The sequence below is a fragment of the Pseudomonas azotoformans genome (genome assembly GCF_900103345.1).
GTDB lineage: Bacteria > Pseudomonadota > Gammaproteobacteria > Pseudomonadales > Pseudomonadaceae > Aquipseudomonas > Aquipseudomonas azotoformans.
On the sequence record NZ_LT629702.1, the window covers coordinates 2,609,560 to 2,627,677 of the forward strand.

At 59.6% G+C, this 18,118-nt stretch carries 24 protein-coding genes and 1 riboswitch; of the genes, 13 read left to right on the forward strand and 11 right to left on the reverse strand.

Annotation, left to right across the window (positions count from 1 at the left end):
• Nucleotides 1-5 precede the first annotated feature (5 nt).
• A complete protein-coding gene (locus BLR69_RS11450) occupies nucleotides 6-932 on the forward strand; it encodes a DNA/RNA non-specific endonuclease (RefSeq protein ID WP_071492879.1) in 927 nt (308 codons plus the stop codon).
• A gap of 149 nt (nucleotides 933-1,081) precedes the next feature.
• Here BLR69_RS11450 and BLR69_RS11455 read toward each other — a convergent pair whose 3' ends face one another.
• Entirely contained in the window at nucleotides 1,082-1,525 is a 444-nt protein-coding gene (locus BLR69_RS11455) for a hypothetical protein (protein ID WP_071492878.1), read from the reverse strand.
• Nucleotides 1,526-1,628: 103 nt separating this feature from the next.
• Nucleotides 1,629-1,823: riboswitch (cobalamin riboswitch) on the forward strand.
• Between the two features lie 102 nt (nucleotides 1,824-1,925).
• Here BLR69_RS11455 and BLR69_RS11460 point away from each other — a divergent pair.
• The 3 genes from BLR69_RS11460 to BLR69_RS11470 are packed head-to-tail and all read left to right on the forward strand — an operon-like array spanning nucleotide 1,926 to nucleotide 4,698.
• Nucleotides 1,926-2,936, forward strand: coding sequence for an ABC transporter substrate-binding protein (locus tag BLR69_RS11460; RefSeq protein ID WP_071492877.1), 1,011 nt, complete (start codon nucleotides 1,926-1,928; stop codon nucleotides 2,934-2,936).
• The gene (locus BLR69_RS11465) at nucleotides 2,933-3,937 is read left to right on the forward strand and encodes a FecCD family ABC transporter permease (RefSeq protein WP_071492876.1); all 1,005 of its coding nucleotides are present in this window, start codon (nucleotides 2,933-2,935) and stop codon (nucleotides 3,935-3,937) included. The genes BLR69_RS11460 and BLR69_RS11465 overlap by 4 nt, the downstream gene beginning before the upstream one ends.
• A complete protein-coding gene (locus BLR69_RS11470; protein WP_071492875.1) occupies nucleotides 3,934-4,698 on the forward strand; it encodes an ABC transporter ATP-binding protein in 765 nt (254 codons plus the stop codon). The genes BLR69_RS11465 and BLR69_RS11470 overlap by 4 nt, the downstream gene beginning before the upstream one ends.
• 74 nt (nucleotides 4,699-4,772) lie before the next feature.
• Here BLR69_RS11470 and BLR69_RS11475 read toward each other — a convergent pair whose 3' ends face one another.
• From BLR69_RS11475 to BLR69_RS11500, 6 genes are all read right to left on the reverse strand, one after another.
• The gene (locus BLR69_RS11475) at nucleotides 4,773-5,309 is read right to left on the reverse strand and encodes a GNAT family N-acetyltransferase (protein WP_071492874.1); all 537 of its coding nucleotides are present in this window, start codon (nucleotides 5,307-5,309) and stop codon (nucleotides 4,773-4,775) included.
• On the reverse strand, nucleotides 5,306-5,530 hold the full coding sequence (locus tag BLR69_RS11480) for a hypothetical protein (protein ID WP_071492873.1): 225 nt from the start codon (nucleotides 5,528-5,530) through the stop codon (nucleotides 5,306-5,308). The genes BLR69_RS11475 and BLR69_RS11480 overlap by 4 nt, the downstream gene beginning before the upstream one ends.
• 57 nt (nucleotides 5,531-5,587) lie before the next feature.
• Complete coding sequence (locus tag BLR69_RS11485; protein ID WP_232000975.1) at nucleotides 5,588-5,983, reverse strand: GNAT family N-acetyltransferase; 396 nt, start codon at nucleotides 5,981-5,983, stop codon at nucleotides 5,588-5,590.
• 104 nt (nucleotides 5,984-6,087) lie between these two features.
• Nucleotides 6,088-7,032, reverse strand: a complete 945-nt coding sequence (locus BLR69_RS11490) for an alpha/beta hydrolase (protein WP_071492872.1) — start codon at nucleotides 7,030-7,032, stop codon at nucleotides 6,088-6,090.
• A complete protein-coding gene (gene tspO / locus BLR69_RS11495; protein ID WP_071492871.1) occupies nucleotides 7,032-7,472 on the reverse strand; it encodes a tryptophan-rich sensory protein TspO in 441 nt (146 codons plus the stop codon). Before tspO ends, BLR69_RS11490 begins: the two co-directional genes overlap by 1 nt.
• Nucleotides 7,473-7,536: 64 nt before the next feature.
• Entirely contained in the window at nucleotides 7,537-8,097 is a 561-nt protein-coding gene (locus tag BLR69_RS11500; RefSeq protein ID WP_071492870.1) for a nucleotidyltransferase family protein, read from the reverse strand.
• A 131-nt stretch (nucleotides 8,098-8,228) separates the two neighbouring features.
• On the opposite strand from BLR69_RS11500, the gene BLR69_RS11505 reads away from it, so the two are divergent.
• Entirely contained in the window at nucleotides 8,229-8,834 is a 606-nt protein-coding gene (locus BLR69_RS11505; RefSeq protein ID WP_071492869.1) for a hypothetical protein, read from the forward strand.
• 2 nt (nucleotides 8,835-8,836) lie between these two features.
• On the opposite strand, the gene BLR69_RS11510 is transcribed toward BLR69_RS11505, so the two are convergent.
• On the reverse strand, nucleotides 8,837-9,070 hold the full coding sequence (locus BLR69_RS11510) for a hypothetical protein (RefSeq protein WP_058425621.1): 234 nt from the start codon (nucleotides 9,068-9,070) through the stop codon (nucleotides 8,837-8,839).
• Between the two features lie 162 nt (nucleotides 9,071-9,232).
• Between BLR69_RS11510 and BLR69_RS11515 the strand changes: the two genes are divergently transcribed.
• The 6 genes from BLR69_RS11515 to BLR69_RS11550 all read left to right on the forward strand — a co-directional run bounded on the left by BLR69_RS11515 (nucleotide 9,233) and on the right by BLR69_RS11550 (nucleotide 13,529).
• The gene (locus BLR69_RS11515; RefSeq protein ID WP_071492868.1) at nucleotides 9,233-9,664 is read left to right on the forward strand and encodes a YeeE/YedE family protein; all 432 of its coding nucleotides are present in this window, start codon (nucleotides 9,233-9,235) and stop codon (nucleotides 9,662-9,664) included.
• 2 nt (nucleotides 9,665-9,666) lie between these two features.
• Entirely contained in the window at nucleotides 9,667-10,092 is a 426-nt protein-coding gene (locus BLR69_RS11520; RefSeq protein ID WP_071492867.1) for a DUF6691 family protein, read from the forward strand.
• A gap of 86 nt (nucleotides 10,093-10,178) precedes the next feature.
• Complete coding sequence (locus BLR69_RS11525; RefSeq protein ID WP_071492866.1) at nucleotides 10,179-11,168, forward strand: zinc-dependent alcohol dehydrogenase family protein; 990 nt, start codon at nucleotides 10,179-10,181, stop codon at nucleotides 11,166-11,168.
• Nucleotides 11,169-11,502: 334 nt separating this feature from the next.
• Nucleotides 11,503-11,742 (forward strand): DUF6124 family protein, encoded by a 240-nt coding sequence (locus BLR69_RS11530; RefSeq protein ID WP_071492865.1) that lies wholly within the window; start codon nucleotides 11,503-11,505, stop codon nucleotides 11,740-11,742.
• Nucleotides 11,743-12,346: 604 nt separating this feature from the next.
• The gene (locus tag BLR69_RS11540; protein ID WP_071492955.1) at nucleotides 12,347-12,733 is read left to right on the forward strand and encodes a hypothetical protein; all 387 of its coding nucleotides are present in this window, start codon (nucleotides 12,347-12,349) and stop codon (nucleotides 12,731-12,733) included.
• A gap of 469 nt (nucleotides 12,734-13,202) precedes the next feature.
• Nucleotides 13,203-13,529, forward strand: coding sequence for a low molecular weight protein tyrosine phosphatase family protein (locus BLR69_RS11550; protein ID WP_076955204.1), 327 nt, complete (start codon nucleotides 13,203-13,205; stop codon nucleotides 13,527-13,529).
• Nucleotides 13,530-13,736: 207 nt separating this feature from the next.
• Here BLR69_RS11550 and BLR69_RS11555 read toward each other — a convergent pair whose 3' ends face one another.
• Nucleotides 13,737-13,997, reverse strand: coding sequence for a DUF3630 family protein (locus BLR69_RS11555; protein ID WP_071492864.1), 261 nt, complete (start codon nucleotides 13,995-13,997; stop codon nucleotides 13,737-13,739).
• A gap of 1,619 nt (nucleotides 13,998-15,616) precedes the next feature.
• Nucleotides 15,617-15,859, reverse strand: a complete 243-nt coding sequence (locus tag BLR69_RS11570) for a hypothetical protein (protein WP_076955201.1) — start codon at nucleotides 15,857-15,859, stop codon at nucleotides 15,617-15,619.
• Between the two features lie 377 nt (nucleotides 15,860-16,236).
• On the opposite strand from BLR69_RS11570, the gene BLR69_RS11575 reads away from it, so the two are divergent.
• Both BLR69_RS11575 and BLR69_RS11580 read left to right on the forward strand, forming a co-directional pair.
• The gene (locus tag BLR69_RS11575; protein WP_071492863.1) at nucleotides 16,237-16,863 is read left to right on the forward strand and encodes a LysE family translocator; all 627 of its coding nucleotides are present in this window, start codon (nucleotides 16,237-16,239) and stop codon (nucleotides 16,861-16,863) included.
• 307 nt (nucleotides 16,864-17,170) lie between these two features.
• Entirely contained in the window at nucleotides 17,171-17,764 is a 594-nt protein-coding gene (locus tag BLR69_RS11580; protein ID WP_071492862.1) for a hypothetical protein, read from the forward strand.
• Here the strand turns inward: BLR69_RS11580 and BLR69_RS11585 are convergent.
• A complete protein-coding gene (locus BLR69_RS11585) occupies nucleotides 17,749-17,946 on the reverse strand; it encodes a hypothetical protein (protein ID WP_071492861.1) in 198 nt (65 codons plus the stop codon). The genes BLR69_RS11580 and BLR69_RS11585 overlap by 16 nt on opposite strands.
• Between the last annotated feature and the right edge of the window lie 172 nt (nucleotides 17,947-18,118).

The window sequence follows — 18,118 nt, forward strand, 5'->3', positions numbered from 1 at the left end:
GACCGATGCCCGCACGTAAAACCAAAATCGACCTCGCCCACCGCCCCCGGCTCACCGACCTGCGCCCGCTGATCGCGCCGAGCCCCACGCTGCTGGAGGCACGCGCAGCGACACCCCGCGTCACCCCGGCCAAAGACTTGAAGGACCGGCGCGGCTATGCGGAGGACTTTCTCGGCAGCTTCGGGGTGCCCTGGCCCACGCTGGAAGAAGCGTTGGCGAGTGATGCCCAGAAGCGCCTGGACTACACACACTTCTCCATCACGATGTCACGTGCCAAGCGCCTAGCGCTGTATGTGGGCGTGAACATCGATGGCGGGCAGCATGTGGACATCATCCGCAGCAACGACACCTGGGCCTACGATGGCCGCCTGCCGGTCGACGCCCAAGTCGGCGAAGCGCTCTACGCCAGCAATGGCCTCGATCGCGGCCACCTGGTGCGCCGCCAGGACCCCAATTGGGGCGACGTGGCGCAAACCGCCAACCTCGACACCTTCCACTTCACCAACTGCTCACCGCAGATGAGCGGCTTCAACCAGAAGACCTGGCTGGAACTCGAAGACTACATCCTCGACAACACGCAACGCTGGAAAGCCCGGGCCACAGTGTTCAGCGGCCCGGTGTTCGCCGACGACGACCGCATGTACCGGGGCGTGCAGATCCCCAAGGCGTTCTGGAAGGTGGTCGCCTACCTCAGCGATGACGGCAAGCCTTCGGCCAGCGCCTACATGATCGATCAGAGCCGCGAACTGGGCCAGTTGGAGCTGGTGTTCGGCCAACTGCGCACCTACCAGCGCAGTGTGATCCAGATCGAGCGCCTGACCGGTATCCGCTTCGGCAACCTGGCCGACTACGACGGCTTCAGCAACGAAGAACGCGCCACCGGCACGCGGATTGAAGCGCTGATCCAGGGGCCTGAAGACATTCGTCTTTGATCAACGCTTCACAGGTTGATCCGCGTTGACAACCGACACTCACCACGACGCGAGGCGAGCCGCTCTTGATCTGGCTGATACGATTCCATCAAGGGTGAACACTGCAACTGTGGCGAGCGCCGTACCCAGGCGAGTCAACGGGCTAGCCATCATTGCGCATTGATGTAATGAAACTGTGCCTGCGTTTTCTCGACTGCCGCACGCACGGCGTCTTTCTGCGCCTCAGTGCCCGAGTAGTAAATCTGCATACCCTTTAAGTTTTGCCCTTCGACTGCTTTGCCGATCACCGCAACATCAACCGGCGTGCTGGCACCGATAATCAAAAAGAACACATCGCCCAAGCGTTTGGCATCAAGCAGCTCTGCCCTGAGGTGCGCGGCATTTTGCTCACCCGCCATGGAAATCGCCAGGGTATCGCCGAACATACCGCTTTTGGGGATGCTCATCGTATGCAGCCGGAGCTTGTCCGACCCAGCCGGCATCGACTTGACATAGGCGGAGGCGGCCTCATCAAGAATCTGCTTTTCAGATTTACCCTGGGTGGCACAACCGACGAGAGCGGCGGCGAGGGCGAGCGCGACGAATAATTTCACTGTCTATTCCTTGAGATAAAGCGATCCATGGGCTGCGCATCATAGGAGCCCCACCTTCAAAGAGCCACTGCTGGTTTCACGGCCTCCCGCTCGACCGCGTGATCGACTACCATACCGCGCCGGTTCCCAAACGGGACTAATAGGGAATCCGAGGCACGGTACACCCGCGCCAATCGGAACTGCCCCCGCAACTGTAGGTGCTGAGCCTGCTCCTAGATGCCACTGGACCTCGTCCGGGAAGGCTGGAGCGTGGCGACGACGCATCAGTCAGGAAACCTGCCGGCTCACGCTCAATCACTAACCGGCGGGGTGTCCGGGAAGGACATTCTTGCCTGTCGCGCCCCCGGCGCCCGAGAGTGGATTTCCGAATGGCACGCACGCTTCACTCGGAGATCGCCCCATGCTGCCACGCGTTACCGCCCTGCTCACAGGTATCGGCTTCTGTGCCCTGGCCCACGCCGCGCCCACTCACTACCCGCTGACCGTGGAAAACTGCGGCAGCCAGATCACCTTCCCGCAAGCCCCCGCCCGCAGCGTGACCATCGGCCAGGCGGCCACCGAGATGCTCTATGCCCTGGGCGTAGGCGATAAAGTGGTCGGCACTTCACTGTGGTTCAACAGCGTGTTGCCGCAGTACAAGGCGCAGAACGATAACATCGAGCGCCTGGCCAACAACGAGCCGAGCTTCGAAGCAGTGATCGCCAAGCGCCCGCAGCTGGTGGCCGCCGAGCTGGAATGGGTGGTGGGGCCGCAAGGCGTGGTCGGCACCCGCGAGCAGTTCCATGAACTGAAGATCCCCACCTACCTGCTGCCCTCCGACTGCGAAGGCAAGGACAACCTGGTGGGCGCCGACGGCACGCGGCTGGAGCCGTTTCGCATCGAGACCATCTACAAAAGCATCCGCCAACTGGCACAGATTTTCGACGTACAGGATCGCGGCCAGCAGTTGAACGACGAACTCAAGGCGCGCCTGGCCAAATCCGTCGCCACCGTGCAGGGCAAAGGCCTCAAGCAGGCCAGCGCGCTGGTGTGGTTCTCCAGTGCCGAGATGGCCAGCGACCCGTACGTGGCCGGCCACAAGGGCATCCCCGAATTCATGCTGCAAACCCTGGGCCTTTCCAATGTGGTGCAGTCGGATGAAGAGTGGCCAGCCGTGGGTTGGGAAACCATCGCCAAGGCCAACCCGACCTTCCTCGTCATCGCCCGCATGGACCGCCGCCGCTACCCGGCCGACGACCATGAAAAGAAACTGGCCTTCCTGCGCAGCGACCCGGTCACGCGCAACATGGACGCGGTGAAAAACAACCGCATCATCATCCTCGACGCCTTGGCGTTGCAGGCTAGCATCCGCATGTTCGACGGCCTTGAACAACTGGCCACGGCCATCGACGGCTACGACCTGCCAAAATGATGCGCACCCTGCTCGCCCTGGCCCTGCTCCTGATTGCCGTGCTCGCCGGCGTGGCCATCGGCGAAACCGCCATCTCGCCACAGGTGGTGCTCCAGGTACTCGCCAACAAACTGTGGGGCGCCGGCTACGTGCTCGACCCCATCGATGAAGGCGTGGTGTGGAACTACCGCCTCACCCGCGCCCTGGTCGCTGCGGCCTGCGGTGCCGGGCTGGCGACCTGCGGGGTGATCCTGCAATCGCTGTTGCGCAACCCGCTGGCCGATCCCTACCTGCTGGGCATCAGCGCCGGCGCTTCGACCGGTGCGGTGCTGGTGGCGTTGATGGGGGTGGGCGGCGGCTTGGTGTCGTTGTCGGCGGGCGCGTTTGTCGGCGCGATGGCGGCGTTTGCCCTGGTGATCCTGTTGGCGCGGGCCAGTGGTTCGGCCAGCGGCACCGGGCAGATCATCCTCGCCGGCATTGCCGGCTCGCAATTGTTCAATGCGCTCACCGCGTTCCTGATCACCAAGTCGGCCAGTTCCGAACAGGCCCGCGGCATTATGTTCTGGCTGCTCGGCAACCTCAGCGGCGTGCGTTGGCCTTCGGTGTGGCTGGCGGTGCCGGTGGCAGTCGTCGGCTTGACTGTGTGCCTGTGGCACCGGCGCGCGCTGGATGCGTTTACCTTTGGCAGCGACTCGGCGGCGTCCCTCGGCATCCCGGTGCGTCGCGTGCAGTTTGTGCTGGTGGGCTGCGCGGCGCTGGTGACGGCGGTGATGGTGTCGATTGTCGGCTCTATCGGCTTTGTCGGGCTGGTGATTCCCCATGCCGTGCGCCTGTTGCTTGGCACCGGGCATTCGCGGCTGTTGCCCGCCAGCGCGTTGGGTGGTGCGTTGTTCCTGATTGCGGCGGATGTGCTGTCGCGCACGCTGATCAAAGGCCAGGTGATTCCGGTCGGTGTGGTCACCGCGCTGGTCGGTGCGCCGGTGTTTGCGCTCATCCTGATTGGCCGGAGGAATGCGCGATGAGCGTATTGAGCTGCCGCGGGCTGGGCTTCAAGGTGCGCGAGGCCGAGTTGCTGCGGGATGTTCATCTGGACGTGCAGTTGGGTGAAACCCTGGGGATTGTCGGACCGAACGGCTCAGGTAAATCCACCTTGCTCAAGCTGCTCGCCGGCTTGCGTGCACCCGCATCCGGCGAAGTGCTGCTGGGCGGCCAGCGCCTGGGCAAGCTGTCCCGCCGCGCCATCGCCCAGCAACTGGCGGTGGTGGAGCAACAGGCCGACACCGACGACGCCATCCGCGTATTCGACGCCGTGGCCCTGGGCCGTACGCCATGGTTGTCGGCGCTGAGCCCGTGGTCCGTTGAGGACGACACCATCGTGAAGCAAGCCCTGCACGACGTCGACGCCACCCACCTGAGCCAGCGCGCCTGGCGCAGCCTCTCGGGCGGGGAACGTCAGCGCGTGCACATCGCCCGTGCATTGGCGCAACGGCCGCAGATTCTATTGCTGGATGAGCCGACCAACCACCTGGATATCCAGCACCAGTTGGCGATCTTGAAGGGCGTGCAAGGGTTGCCCGTCACCACCTTGATTGCCCTGCATGACCTTAACCAGGCATTGACCTGTGACCGCCTGGCCGTGTTGGATCGCGGGCAGTTGGTGGCCCTGGGCAAACCGCTGGAAGTGCTGACGCCGCAGCGCTTGCACGAGACGTTCGGGGTGCAGGCGCATTACCTGACGGACCCGTTTGATGGGGCGCAGATCCTGCGACTGCGCCCGGTATGACCAAACCTTGTAGGAGCGAGCTTGCTCGCGAAAAACGTCAACGATAACGCGTCCTGGCTGGATGAACGCGGCGCCTACGAGGTCTTCGCGAGCAAGCTCGCTCCTACAGGGGTCTGCAGCAACCGCTGCATATGCGTCGTCCGCCACACCGGGTCTGCTTCCACATCCACCACGTCGAACCCCTGCCGAACCCAGAACTCAATCGCCCCCGGCAAGAACGGGTGGGTATGCAGGTACATCACCTCAACCCCATCCGCCTGCGCCATCGCTTCCAATGCACGGTACAACTGCCCCGCCAAGCCAAAACGGCGAAACCCTGGCGCTACGAACAAGCGCACCACCTCCACCGTCTTGCGGCCCTGGTAGTCCAACTGCGGGAAACGCCCGTCATAGGGCAGATAGCCGATGGCAGCGACGATCTGGCCCTCATCACGTGCGATCAGAAATCGTCCATCGCCGTGCAGATAGATCGCCTCGAAACGCGCCAAGTCCGTCTGCATCCCCGTCGCTCTGAGCTTGGGGAAAAGCTCGGCACGGGCTTGCAACACGAACCTCAATACCTCAGGGATATCCGAGGCAGCGGCCACCTGAATGATCGGGCGTGAACTCATGCAACGGCTATCTGCGTAATCCCCACCACCTGCGCTTGCTCCAGAATTTCATCCGGGCTGGCATCCGCGGGCGGCAGGATCAAGCCATTCTCGGCGTCGCCAAAATGCAGCTGTAGCAGGTGCAATGCCGCTTCATGCACCGGCAATTGGGGTTGCTTGAGTTCGAACACATGGGTGCGGGACTCTTTGTTGAACAAATAGTCGAGGGCGTATTCGCGCATGGGGAGTCCTTTTTAGAGAATAAGAGCAACCGAACAACCTGACTAATCGATCAAGTTTTAAGTTCCCAATTCATTTGCGCGTTCATAGCGAAGGTAACCATGGGCGTCTGTCCCCACCGCGATAAACCCTGCACATTCATACATCAGCCGGGCAGGGTTGTCTGGGCGCACGCTTAAACTCAGGTGAGTGCAGCCGCTGCCCCGCGCCGCAACCCCATAAGCCTGCAGTAATGCCCGACCTATCCCGTTGCGCCGATAAGCTTCGCTGACGTTGATCGTGTACAGCTCGGCAAAACTGTCCTCGGGTTTCCATAGCGAATACCCGACAAATTGACCGTCGAGCACCGCTACAGTGAGCAGCTCGAAGTTATCGACCCACAAAGCGAGGTTGCGCTCCACCTGCGAGCGCCAGCCGGCTTCGTGGGTGGGCTCCCACTGTTGGATGTAGGCCAACTCCCCTCGGTAGATTGACGGGAGGTCAGTGACAATCGCCGGGCGTAGGCTAAGTGAGTTCACAGGCACGTTTTTTCCTTGGCGCTGTATTGAAAGGCGAAAGATTAATCGGACGATGGAAGGTTGAGTACTTCCCCGTTCATCCGCTGGCTTATCCACTCACGGCTATAGGCAAGCACTTGCGTCCCCATCACCACCGGAAAATGAATAAACCCATGCGCCGCCTCCGGCAACAGATACGCCTCTGCCCCCGGCCACCGCTCAGCGATCAACAGCGTGTCATCCTTCAACGGGTCCAACTCCCCCACAAACATCAACGCCGGTGGCAGGCCTTCGAAGTCGCCATACAACGGCGATAACGGCGGTTGCCGACGCTCATCATCGCTGAGGCCAGGTGTCAGCATGCGCAACGCTTCAACCATACCAGGCCCGTCCAGCAATAACGTCTGCGGCCCCGCCGTACGCACGCTCGGGGTACCGGTCAAGTCGTAGACGCCGTAGTACAACACGGCCCCACTTACCCGCTGGAGCAACTGCGGCCATTGCTTCAACGCCAACAATGTCGCCGCCGCCAGGTGCCCGCCGGCCGACTCGCCGACGACGAACACCGGCAGGCCGGCAAACTCGTTAGTGGTGAGCAACCAACGCGCCGCCGCCAGGCAGTCGTCCATCAGCCCTTCCACCGGCGTGTCGACCGCCAGCCGATAATCCACCGACACCACCGCCACCTCGCAGGCGTTGACCATGCCCAGGTTGAGGTCGTCATCCATCTGCGCATTGCCGATTACCCAACCGCCACCGTGGATATCCAGCACCACACCCTTGGGCTTGCCGCTCGGTCGCAGGATACGCACGGGTACGGAGTCAACCATTTTGCATTCAGCAACCGGCGCTTTCTTGAGCATTTGGCTGGTGCGCAACAGCGCCTGGATCAGGCGCGGCGTGACGCGATTACGAATTTTGAAACGCGGCATCCAGGCAAGCTTCTGGTTGAAGCGGCGCATCTCGGCCAGTTCCGGCTCACTGGCGGGCCAGGGTGTATAGGCCATCAACGGTTATTCCGCAGGATCGAGAAGTTCAGCGCCGCCGCCACGCACAGCCACGCCAGGTAGGGGAACAGGATCAAGCCGGTGATCAAATCCAGCTGCACCGCCAGTACCACCATGGTCGCCACGGTCAGCCACAGCACCGCAAGAATCACCATCCCGGCCACGAGGCGATGGGCGCCGAAGAACACCGGCGTCCACAGGGTGTTCAACGCAATCTGCGCCGCCCACAGGGCCAACACCATTTGGCTACCTGGGATAAGGCTCAGGCGATAACCGGCCCAGGCCAGCAGCAGGTAGATGATCGTCCACGCCACCGGGAACAACCAGTTGGGTGGGGTGAAGCTGGGTTTGACCAGGGAGTCGTACCAGGCGCCGGGTTTGAAGATGATGCCGGTACTGGCAGCGGCGGCGCAGGCGAGCAGGAAGATGAAGAAGGTCATGGGCGGTCCTTGGCTGGGTGTTTCAACTTTGACGCGTAGGACGCGGGTAAAAGTTCACTGCGATTCAGGGCATCACGATGTTCAGCCAAGGCCAGCGTGCCTGATAACTGCGGGCCTTCTGCACAAACAACGCCGGCTCCGGATGCAGCGGGTTGATGCGCAACACGCCCTGCTCCACATCCTCCAGCCCATAAGGCACATACACCTCGCCCGTGGCAATCTCCAGGCCGATGCATGTGCCCGCCACCAGGTAACGGTCAATCCCCTGCCTGGCCGTGTGCAACTGCGGGTAAGGCCGACCAAAGCGCTCGCCGTACCACAGATGCACCCGCGCCTGGTTCTTGACCTCGACGTTGACGCCCAAGTCCTGGAACAAGCGCTCGGCCGCACGGATCACTGCGTCTTCAGCCTCGTAGGACAGGTCGGTATCGAAGTAGAAAACGTCGTAGTCCTTTACGCCCTGGGCCGCCGGCAAATTCGACTGATGATTCCACACCGCCTGGAACAGGCAGCCGGCCGTGAGGAAGCACTGGTCCACGCCCAGGTCGGGCAGGCGCGCAGTGATTTCGGCGTTGATGGGGTTGGCCATGGCCAGGTTGAGCAGGGTTTCGACAGTCAATGTCATGGGCTCTCCGTTATCGGTGACGCGCTCGAACGACAGAGGTTACACCACGGCGTGGAGGGTTTCGTGACAGCAGGATTTCTATACACTTTGCCGCGGGCTAAAAACCTGCCCCAATCGTCAAGGATAAAACGATGCGAATCACCGCCATGGCCCTCGTCGCCACCAGCACCCTATTGCTCACCGCCTGCAGCGAGAGCGCTTCAGACACCGACATCCAAGCCGCCCTGCAACCCCGCCTGGAAGGGGCTTCCTGCATCAGCGCACCGATGTTCAAAGACTTCCCCGTGACCCTGGGTGACAGCTTCACCCGCAGCGTGTCCAAGGGCAACGCACCGGCCTTCGATGCGTTGGTCGCTGCAGGCCTGTTGGCCAAGAGCGACCAGACCTACACCCTCACCGAACCAGGTAAAGCCGCCCACGTGCCCCAGGCCTCCGGATTCTGCTACGCCCAGGGCTATGAGATCGCCAGGGTCCAGAGCACCGAGGTCAACACCGATCAGATGGGACCGGCCGTGGAAAAATCCTGGCAGGTGACCGTGGACATCCGCCAGAAGCCCGTCGCCCCGTGGGCGAAAAACCCGGCGATCGAACAACTGACGCGCCACCCGGAAAACCTCTCCGAAGCGCCGAAAACCTACCACGTGACCGTCGGCCGGGTGAAGGGTGAACAAGGGTTGCAGTTGATCGACCCGCGCTTTTCGATCTCACGCGGGATCAGCGTGAGCCAGGGCTTCTGACCTCAGCCCTTCAACTCACTAGCCCGATGCGCCGCCGCGTCGTCGTACACCACATACAACGACTCGGCGACCTGGCTCTTGATGGCTTTGGTGGACTCAAGCCCCAGCACAAAACCCTCGGCCTTGCCGCCGGCGCGGTTGAGTTCCTCAGGGGTGGCGGCGCCGGTAATGGCGTCGAACAGTTTGGTGGCATGGGGGCCGACGCCCTTGGGCAGGCTGATCTGGTCGATGGACATGGGCGATACCTTAAAAGAGAGAATTCGGTAGCGCGTGGAACCACTGCCGGGGTGGCATGGTAGACCGGCTGGCTGAGAAAAGGGGGGCTTTTTCATGACCCTCCCCACACCACCGTGATAGCGCTAAGCTACATCCCCATCCCGCCCCGCAGGCCCAGCACCATGACCCTCTCCCCCGACTTCACCCCCTGGGCCTCCCTGCTCGGCGGCGCCCTGATCGGCCTCAGCGCCGGCCTGTTCATCCTGCTCAACGGGCGCATCGCCGGTATCAGCGGCCTGCTCGGCAGCCTGCTGGCCAAACACGCTGAAGGCCGCGCTGAAAAGGGCCTGTTCCTGCTCGGCCTGCTCGCCTCGCCCTGGCTGTGGTCACTGTTCGGCAGCTTGCCCGGCGCGTCGATCCAGGCCGGTGGCGCAGCGTTGGTGCTGGCGGGGCTGCTGGTAGGCCTCGGCACGCGCTACGGCGCCGGCTGCACCAGCGGGCACGGGATCTGCGGGCTGTCACGCCTGTCGCTGCGCTCGCTGGTGGCGGTGGCGTGCTTCATGGGCAGCGGGTTTGCCACTGTCTACCTCATCCGCCATCTGATCGGAGCCTGAGCATGCGCAAACTGACCGCCTTGATCGCCGGCCTGATCTTCGGCCTGGGGCTGTACCTCAGCGGCATGACCAACCCAGCCAAGGTGCTCGGGTTTCTCGACCTGGCCGGCGAATGGGACCCGTCCCTGGCACTGGTCATGCTCGGCGCGCTCGCCGTCAGCAGCGTGTTCTTCTACGTCGCCAGGCAGCGCCGCACCGCGTTGCTGGGCGCGCCGATACAGATGCCGACCAGGCGCACCCTCGACCGGCGGCTGCTGCTCGGCAGTGTGGTGTTTGGTGTTGGCTGGGGGATCGCCGGGCTGTGCCCCGGCCCTGCGGTGGCGCTGTTGCTGACCGGGCAATGGCAGGTGGGGGTGTTCGTGCTGGCGATGGCGCTGGGGATGTGGCTGTTTGAGCGGATTGAGGCGCGCAGGTTGGCCAAGGCTTGAGGCACGGGCAGGCGTTTGTGCTTTATCTCCACCCGCCTGCGGCCTACATTGAACGCCTTATCGATCAACCCCGAGGTCAGCCCCCCATGGCACGCATCGTCCGGATTCACGCCTACGGCGACGCCAGCGTCTTGAAACTCGAAGACGTAGACGTCCCCGCCCCCGCCGCCGATGAGGTCCAAATCGACGTCAAAGCCTTCGGCCTCAACCGCGCCGAAGTGATGTTCCGCAACCACGCCTACCTGCAAGAAGCCGAATTCCCCAGCCGCCTGGGCTACGAAGCGGCCGGTGTGGTAGTCGCGGTCGGCGCCGATGTCAGTGACCTGCAGGTGGGCGACGCCGTCAGCGTCATCCCACCGCTGGACATCGCCCGCTGGGGCACCTACGGCGAAGTCGCCAACGTGCCCGCCCACCTCACCGTCAAACACCCGCAAACCCTCAGCTTCGTACAAGCCGCTGCGTGCTGGATGCAATACGTCACCGCCTGGGGCGCCCTGGTGGAACAGGCCAAACTGACCCAGGGCGACACCGTACTGGTCACCGCCGCCTCCAGCAGTGTCGCCCTCGCCGCCTTCCAGATCGCCCGCAGCGTCGGCGCCACCGCCATCGGCGTGACCCGCACCCGCGCAAAAAAACAGGCGCTGCTGGATGCCGGCGCAACACACGTCATCGTCAGCGACGAAGAAAACCTAGTGGAACGCGTGATGCAACTCACCGACGGAAAAGGCGCCCGCGTGGTGTTCGACCCGATCGGCGGGCCGGGTTTTGAAGCCCTCACCCAAAGCATGGCCCAGGGCGGCATCTTGCTGGAATACGGCGCACTGAGTGCCGAGCCGACGCCGTTTCCGTTGTTTACCGTGTTAGGCAAATGTTTGACGCTCAAGGGGTACCTGTACGCCGAAATCGTCGCCGACCCGGCGGCGCTGGCGCGGGCCAAGGCGTTCATTCTGGACGGGCTGGCCTCGGGCGCGTTGGCGCCGGTGATTGCGAAGACATTTGCGTTGGATGAGGTGCAGGAGGCGCATCGTTTTTTGGAGGCGAACCAGCAGGTGGGGAAAATCGTGGTGACGGTGTGAGGGCGGTTTCCTAGGACAATTCCCAAAGCTGGGCAGTGGGTTGCCCGATTGCCTACGCGTGGGTCAGAATCCGCCGGCTTGTGCGCTGGGGTGGTCGAAACTAAGGTGGCGGGGTCGCTGAATTTCTCGGTGATCGGGTTTAGTAGCCCGGATCGGTTATCTGAATGTGCATGAGCTTCATCAGTCAGACATCACGTCTGTGCTCGATGGCGGCTGTGCGCAGGGCCTTTTCGGACGCGCCGGCTTTAGATATCCACCGGTCTACTAACCTGCGTACAGCTGCCACCCACTCGTTTAGTAGCGGGGAGGTGGTGGCCCAAGTAAGGATATCTTTATGCCTCACGTCATGCAGGATTCAACCGTGCTCTTCTGCGTTGCTCCAGACGCAAGCAATGAAGCCCTCATTGCCAATAGTTACGAAACCTTCGCCTCTGTCAGTACCCTTCTGCTCGATCTATCCGAAGACCTGAGCGGCAAACACCGTGATATTGCACTGGCTATCCACCAACTGAGTGAGCTGGGCGTATTGCTCACAGCCAAGATCCTTGATCGTGAGGCGCCCTCCGCGGGCTGACCATAGCTATCCAGAAGACGAGGCAGGTCAGTGGCTGAGTCGAAGTATGAAAAATGGGGGCGGATTGATCCATTAAGAATCAATTCGTCCCCTTTTCAGTGGACTCAAAACGGCTTTGATGAATGGCTACTCTCGGCCAAAAGCGGCCGATAGGATTAGACTACGCCGAAGTCCTGTCAGAGATTATTTGCATGCTAATTGAGTGCCGAAGGTGCGGCCAAGGTTACGTTCGAGCAATGAGGGTTCGCTCTACAAAAATTTTGCTGTGGGTGTGCGAAGAATGTGAAGCAACGTGGACGAGCCAGGCTGAGGTGAATGTCTGTGATTTTGAAGACTACGGAACGTTAATGGCCGATATTGGACGCAGCTGTTTGTGGTCAGAATTGGAGCCGCAGTGAAAAGTTAGTTAACGCGCGCTTTCTGTCAAATGCCCGCTTTGGGTCGATAGCAGCGCTTAATTACAGGCTACTACCGACCCAAAGCGGATATTGCCTGTAGCTGAAGTTGACCGACCATGAGTCCGTATTGCAGCATGGTATTGAAGTGTGGCACCGCTGATCGGCCACTCTGTAAGCGCGACCTTACACATAACCGGAAGAAGCTCATGATCATGGTGTTATCGAAAGTCGAACTCAAGGAACTTTCCGTAAAAGCGGAAGCAGAGGGTTTAACACTGAGTGATCTAGCCCCCATTTACGAAAGGTTCGGCGTTGCACCGCACGATGTGCTGAACGGACTGTCCGTCGCGGTTGCGGAAGGCTATCTCCAAGGATCTCTACCCTATGATTTTTGCGAGGGCGTTATGAACGGGATCATAAATGCTGTGGTTGAAGTAGGCATGACTAACGATATGCCTCAGCCCGCTTTCTCGCTTTACCAGGCATTCGATCAAGGTGAATGGTTCCGCAGTAACGACCCACCGGAAACTGACCCCAGTGAGAAATACACGAAGTATGTGGTCGGGGAAATAATGCGCACCCTTAGAGACTAGCTTTCACAGATCGGCACGTTTCCGCTTTTTGGCTGGAAGGTAGTGGATCGAACGCCGCTTTTGGCCGATCTCTGCCTGTCGCGAGAGCCGTAATCGACCCAGAGCGGCCTTTCGGCACCGGCAGAAGTCGGCTGTTTGGCGCTGATACTGCTTACAGTCATTAGCTGCTGCTAGTATCAAGCGCTCAACCTATCTAGCCCCTGCATCGATTCACGTTTACTATATTTCCAACTCGTATTACTGCGGCTGCTGAACCCGGTACTCACGAGGATATAACGATGAAAAGAACCCGCGCCTGGAGACGTATGCAGGCCCTTAAATGCAGAGGCGACAATACGGTTCGTCCGCTGGAGTGCAAGCCAGAAAAGCATTGGAAACTGATGTACACCCGCGCAGCCAAACTCTACAGAGCACCCCAACTCGGGATGAGCTATCCCATCCGTACAACCCGTCAACTACTGGATTAAGAGTGACTAACCTCCTGTTCGTCTGTAGCCGTAACCAATGGCGTAGTCCTACTGCGGAAGCGATCTGGCGCCGTCGTACCGGCTTTAATGCCCGTTCAGCAGGAACCAGTCCAAATGCACGTAAACCTATCAGCCCAGCGGATATTCGCTGGGCTGATGTGATCTTTGTCATGGAACGCAAACACCTTAATCGTCTTCAGGCTGAATACGCCCGCCTTCTTGAACACAAACGGCTCCACTCTCTCGATATTCCAGATGATTACCGCTACATGGATCCTGAACTGGTGGGCATGCTTGAAGACATTGTGACGTCCTACCTCATCACATAGGCTTCATGCGGAAACGACTATTGCAGGAATGGTCGCGGATAAGCCGGCGGGCCGATCTAGACCTTCTATTGCGTTTAAAGATCAAGATCACACCCATTAGCCGCCATTTGTGACGGGCCACTTACGGCCAAAAGCTGACGATGGCTACAGGCAGAAATCGACCCACTGCTGCCGTCTAGATCAGACGTGATCTTTGTTGGAGCGGGCTTACCCGCAAAGAGGCTGCTTGAGCAACACACATACTCTTCGAGCGATGTCATCTGCGCCATCGGGAATGCCCACTGAAATGCCTAAATAGTGTTCAAGGTGCAGGGTGAGCGTGTGTTCATCTACCAACAGATCCCAGTAGCGCTGATCTTGACCATCGAGCCTCTCTTTCCAGCAACCTCCCAGCCCTTGCTCAAGAACCCGGGCCACGTCCTCGAAAAGCGTCCAGTCGGCTTCTTCTGATACTTCAATCCTCACCATGCGTCACCTCACCACCAGAAGTCCCCCGATTCTGGTGGCTCCTGCGAATGGTCGCAATGGGTCGAAAGTCGTCAATCGCGAAGCGCAGCTATTGGCCGTGAGCTGCGGTACGCAACTGAAAGCTTCCGGCCCAAAAAAGCGGCTCCGAATCGCCGAATGAAGGCTAAGAAACCTGATCACCTATCACTATGAGGGGTTCTCCGAAGGTTACATCAGATAGCCGAGTAGCCTCAGCTAATGCCCGTAAAGGGGCAGGCAAATCGAAAAGTGTCAGTGGATTCAGTGGGCGGCATTGCAGCTCATACCCCCTCAAGGCCTGGCGTGAATCGCGATGAACGTCTGACCAGTCGTACGCGAAGAACCCACGTTTGGCAAATTCAACGAAAGCGTTTACGCCAGCCCTGGCAGTGACCCGATCTACATCGGACACCTCCGGCAATGAAAGGACAAATTCTTCGGAGTTTTCGACGGAGGGCATTGCGGAATCAGGAACCGGCCCCGGCCCACCCGTAGTGAAGAGCGCAACCTGCCCGACGGCGTCGGTGGCGACCCATCCAACATCAAAGTCCTGGAGAACGAAGGGAGCCACCATTTGCACCTACTTTATAAAAAGGGACGAGTTGATTTCCTAACTCTACTTCCCAGCCCGGAGTGTGTAAAAGCGCGTCGGCAAACTCTTAAAGCAGGAAGAAATTCGACGAGTTCATTATCCCAGCTTTAAACATCCGGTTCTGGCCGATTGCTGCCCGCTACGACAGGCAGAAATCGGCCAGAAGCAGCACGTCAGCACGAGCAGAAATCGCCAGACTATTCAACCAGTAGAGACAACAGACTAGACACTGCGCTGGCAGAAAGACTGTCTCAGATGAGGCGAGGCCATAAGTTGGTGGCAATACGCTTTGTCTGTGTACGCCATCACAATCCGCACCCCTTTGCGATAGGCTCAACGATAAGTGTTGAAGGCGCTTTCCCTGTCTGAATATCAACTACCTCCAATGCACAACCGGATTTAGGAGCTGAGTGGGTCACTTGGTAGATCCCCCCCGCATTAGGGACGAAGCTACTGATGCTCAAACAACTCCTATGGATTAACGGCTGATCCGTGTTCTCACGCTCCTTGATTCCTGAGCTGAGTGCGCTCAGGTAAATGCGCCGATCAGGCTGGATTAGAAATCGATTCTTTTCAGGTTCTGACGGTGAAACACTACCTAGCACACCGGTCTCTCTCGTATCTTGGCAGTGAGCATCGTAGTAGGCCCAATACACTTGGCTGCCTCCAGACATGAATTCATTTTTCCCCCAATGAGCATCAAGGGTGGCGTGCGGCGCATTCGGTGCCGGTTGCTGGTAGTGACCAACACAACCAGTCAGAAAAATCGCACAGCAGATAAGTATGGATTTAGTCAACTTCACACCAACCGAGAAGAATCCAGAAATGGGGACATCTGGTCCGTTATCGGCCAGTCTGGTTTAAACAAGAGAGCCGTCTCAAAGGTTGACGATGTTATGCGGACGATTCAGTTGTCCGCGTTAGGGCGAAAGCTGCCGGTCGTGGGTTAACGCTTTCGACCCAACGGGGACGTCGAGGGCGAGCTTCGGAGAATGATCGCTAAGACGATTTATGTGGAAAAGGTAAGCACTCTTGCCTCTTGAGTATCCGCTATGAACGCGCTGACTTGCTCTTGCGGATGCGGGGAAAGCTCTGGGTATTCATCCGCAAGGTATTCCGTGACCGCATCTTCTTCCCAAGGGCCGAGCGAAGTCATGTAGTCAGGGTACTGATTTTGAATTTCTCGCCATGATTGGTAAGGATGCTTGGAGAGCAGCATGACTGTTCGGGTGTAGATAATATGAATGTGCACGAATCTAATTCCGTACGTTGACGTCTGGAACCCGCCAGGCGAGTTTAAATCCTTTTCAAGACTGCCTTCCTATCAGCAGCTTCTTCCTGAAGAAATGTGGTGGGCTGGAGGTCCTCTTCTGGCCGGAAGCTGCCGCTCTTAAGCGTCCGCTTTTGGCCGATAGCGGCCCTTCGCAAGAGGCAGCAATCGGCCAATTTCGCCCCCCATTTCGTGAAAATACTACCGCCAAGCCGGGCACTCCCAATAAAACCGCAGCCGTGGTGAAAGCGGCCGTTCTGGGCGTGCTGGGTTTATGAGCCTGCTATCCTCTCGTCACGCCGCATGGCGCTCATCGCGAAGGCGTCTGGCGGGCGCCCAAACACAAAAGGAGAATAATTGTGTTCCCATTAGATATTTGGCTGACCTATACCGCCGCCTGTCTGTTACTGGTGCTTTCCCCCGGGCCGGATAACCTGCTGGCAATCGCCAGGGGACTCAGCCAGGGCAGACTGGCGGCGGCCATTTCAGGCGTGGCGTCGGGCACCGGCATCCTGTTTCACGTGGCAACCGCTTCCCTGGGATTAACCCTCCTGATGCAGACCTCGGTGCTGGCCTTCTGGATCGTCAAGGTGATCGGGGCCAGCTATCTGCTGTGGCTGGGCATCAAAGTCTTGCGTTCGCGCAACCTGATCAACTTCCAGCCAACGGCACGCCAGCCCCTGAGAAATATCTTCCTCACTGGTTTTCTGTCGGCGGCCCTGAACCCAAAGCCAGGCCTCTTCGTGCTCGCCTTCATTCCCCAGTTCGTCAACCCCAAGCTGGGCTCGGTCACGGTGCAAATGCTGGTATATGGCGCCTGGTTCGCGGGATTGACCGCCCTGGGCTTTGCCCTTATGGGAATTTTTGCGACAGGTCTTTCGGCGTGGTTACAGCGCAAGCCGAAGGTGGTCAACGGGCTTAACCTGGGCGCGGGCTTTACGTTTGTGGCCTCGGGGCTGTCGATCGCAGCGCTGAGTCAAAAGTAAAAAGAAGCTCATGGCCGGCCAGCCCCGGCCAACTTCAAGGCAACAAACATGATGCTAGCGTCGAAGGCCAAAGCCTCATCTTTTCCTTCGTGGATTCCCACGTGAAAACGGAAAATTTGGGTCAGACCACGTTATCAATAATGGTGTACTGCCCCCTATTCCCCCTGACAAACCCGCTTGCTGTGGGACTTGTTGTTGCTGAAATTGAGATCGCAGGTACAACCGCGATCTGACCCACTTTGCGTCGACTACGGAATGCACCTGTTTTCTTGCGGTCTGTAGCACAACGCTGCAAAGGACTCGCGCCATGTCGATTCGCCCCACGCTCTGCCTGTTGATCCTGCCACTATTTGCCGGCTGCCAGTTTTTCCCACAGACCCATTACTTCACCGCCCCCGACAACGAGCCGAACCCCGCCTGGGTACGCATCGTCAATTTCACGCAGCACGCCGATATCTACCAATACGAAAACGGTGTGCGCTCGGGCGGTGTCATCCGTAGCGGGCCGCTGCCCTTCATCCATACGCAGGATCAGGGCATGCCCAAAGCCGGGCAGCATTTGACGTCCGACTACTATGAAACCCGCGTGCGGCCCGGCATCGAAACCCATGTGGGGCTGTTCTGGGAGGGGCCGCGCACTCAATCCTGTTTTGTCACGGTGCAGTTTACGCCGCAGGCTGGGCGTTACTATCAGTTCAGCCTGACGTCGGGCTCCAGCGGCACCTGCACGGCCAGGCCCTCGCTGATCGAGCGCGATAAAGCGGGGGCGGGATGGCATCTCACGCCTAATCCGCAGGTGACTTACTCGCCTGTCGGCCCCACCGCCAAAACCCACTACAACAACAGTCGCTTCGAGGACCCGGATTACCAGCCACCTCCCGGTCTCTATCCGGGGATGTAGGGATCAGGGATCAGCGCCAGCAACTCATTCACCAATCCAAAGGCTTCCTGCTGATAGCCCTCGCGCCAGCGGGCTGAGAAATCCTCCGGCCTGCCCTGCTCTTCCCACTCGGCCAACGCCAGGCCATTGATAATTTCCAGCTCGAACCATTGGCGCTGCCAGGCGGCAGCGTCGGTCACCAGCGTGGTGTTCTGCCATAGGCATTCGGTGTGCGCGACAAATTGGCTCCACGCAGAGAATTGGGGTCAGATCACGTTTTCAATAATGGTGGCCTGACCCCTATTTCTGCTATTTCTGCCCTGACCTATGTCCTCCCCCCTATTTCCTCGCTGGAGATGGCGGAACAGACTGAGG

Coding starts and splice junctions, on each gene's coding strand:
- BLR69_RS11465 (WP_071492876.1), top strand. CDS start 2,933: ATGATGCGCACCCTGCTCGCCCTGGCCCTGCTCCTGATTGCCGTGCTC.
- BLR69_RS11540 (WP_071492955.1), top strand. CDS start 12,347: ATGATCATGGTGTTATCGAAAGTCGAACTCAAGGAACTTTCCGTAAAA.
- BLR69_RS11555 (WP_071492864.1), bottom strand. CDS start 13,997: ATGGTGAGGATTGAAGTATCAGAAGAAGCCGACTGGACGCTTTTCGAG.
- BLR69_RS11510 (WP_058425621.1), bottom strand. CDS start 9,070: ATGTCCATCGACCAGATCAGCCTGCCCAAGGGCGTCGGCCCCCATGCC.
- tspO (WP_071492871.1), bottom strand. CDS start 7,472: ATGACCTTCTTCATCTTCCTGCTCGCCTGCGCCGCCGCTGCCAGTACC.
- BLR69_RS11515 (WP_071492868.1), top strand. CDS start 9,233: ATGACCCTCTCCCCCGACTTCACCCCCTGGGCCTCCCTGCTCGGCGGC.
- BLR69_RS11520 (WP_071492867.1), top strand. CDS start 9,667: ATGCGCAAACTGACCGCCTTGATCGCCGGCCTGATCTTCGGCCTGGGG.
- BLR69_RS11505 (WP_071492869.1), top strand. CDS start 8,229: ATGCGAATCACCGCCATGGCCCTCGTCGCCACCAGCACCCTATTGCTC.
- BLR69_RS11480 (WP_071492873.1), bottom strand. CDS start 5,530: ATGCGCGAATACGCCCTCGACTATTTGTTCAACAAAGAGTCCCGCACC.
- BLR69_RS11450 (WP_071492879.1), top strand. CDS start 6: ATGCCCGCACGTAAAACCAAAATCGACCTCGCCCACCGCCCCCGGCTC.
- BLR69_RS11460 (WP_071492877.1), top strand. CDS start 1,926: ATGCTGCCACGCGTTACCGCCCTGCTCACAGGTATCGGCTTCTGTGCC.
- BLR69_RS11580 (WP_071492862.1), top strand. CDS start 17,171: ATGTCGATTCGCCCCACGCTCTGCCTGTTGATCCTGCCACTATTTGCC.
- BLR69_RS11475 (WP_071492874.1), bottom strand. CDS start 5,309: ATGAGTTCACGCCCGATCATTCAGGTGGCCGCTGCCTCGGATATCCCT.
- BLR69_RS11490 (WP_071492872.1), bottom strand. CDS start 7,032: ATGGCCTATACACCCTGGCCCGCCAGTGAGCCGGAACTGGCCGAGATG.
- BLR69_RS11525 (WP_071492866.1), top strand. CDS start 10,179: ATGGCACGCATCGTCCGGATTCACGCCTACGGCGACGCCAGCGTCTTG.
- BLR69_RS11470 (WP_071492875.1), top strand. CDS start 3,934: ATGAGCGTATTGAGCTGCCGCGGGCTGGGCTTCAAGGTGCGCGAGGCC.
- BLR69_RS11530 (WP_071492865.1), top strand. CDS start 11,503: ATGCCTCACGTCATGCAGGATTCAACCGTGCTCTTCTGCGTTGCTCCA.
- BLR69_RS11500 (WP_071492870.1), bottom strand. CDS start 8,097: ATGACATTGACTGTCGAAACCCTGCTCAACCTGGCCATGGCCAACCCC.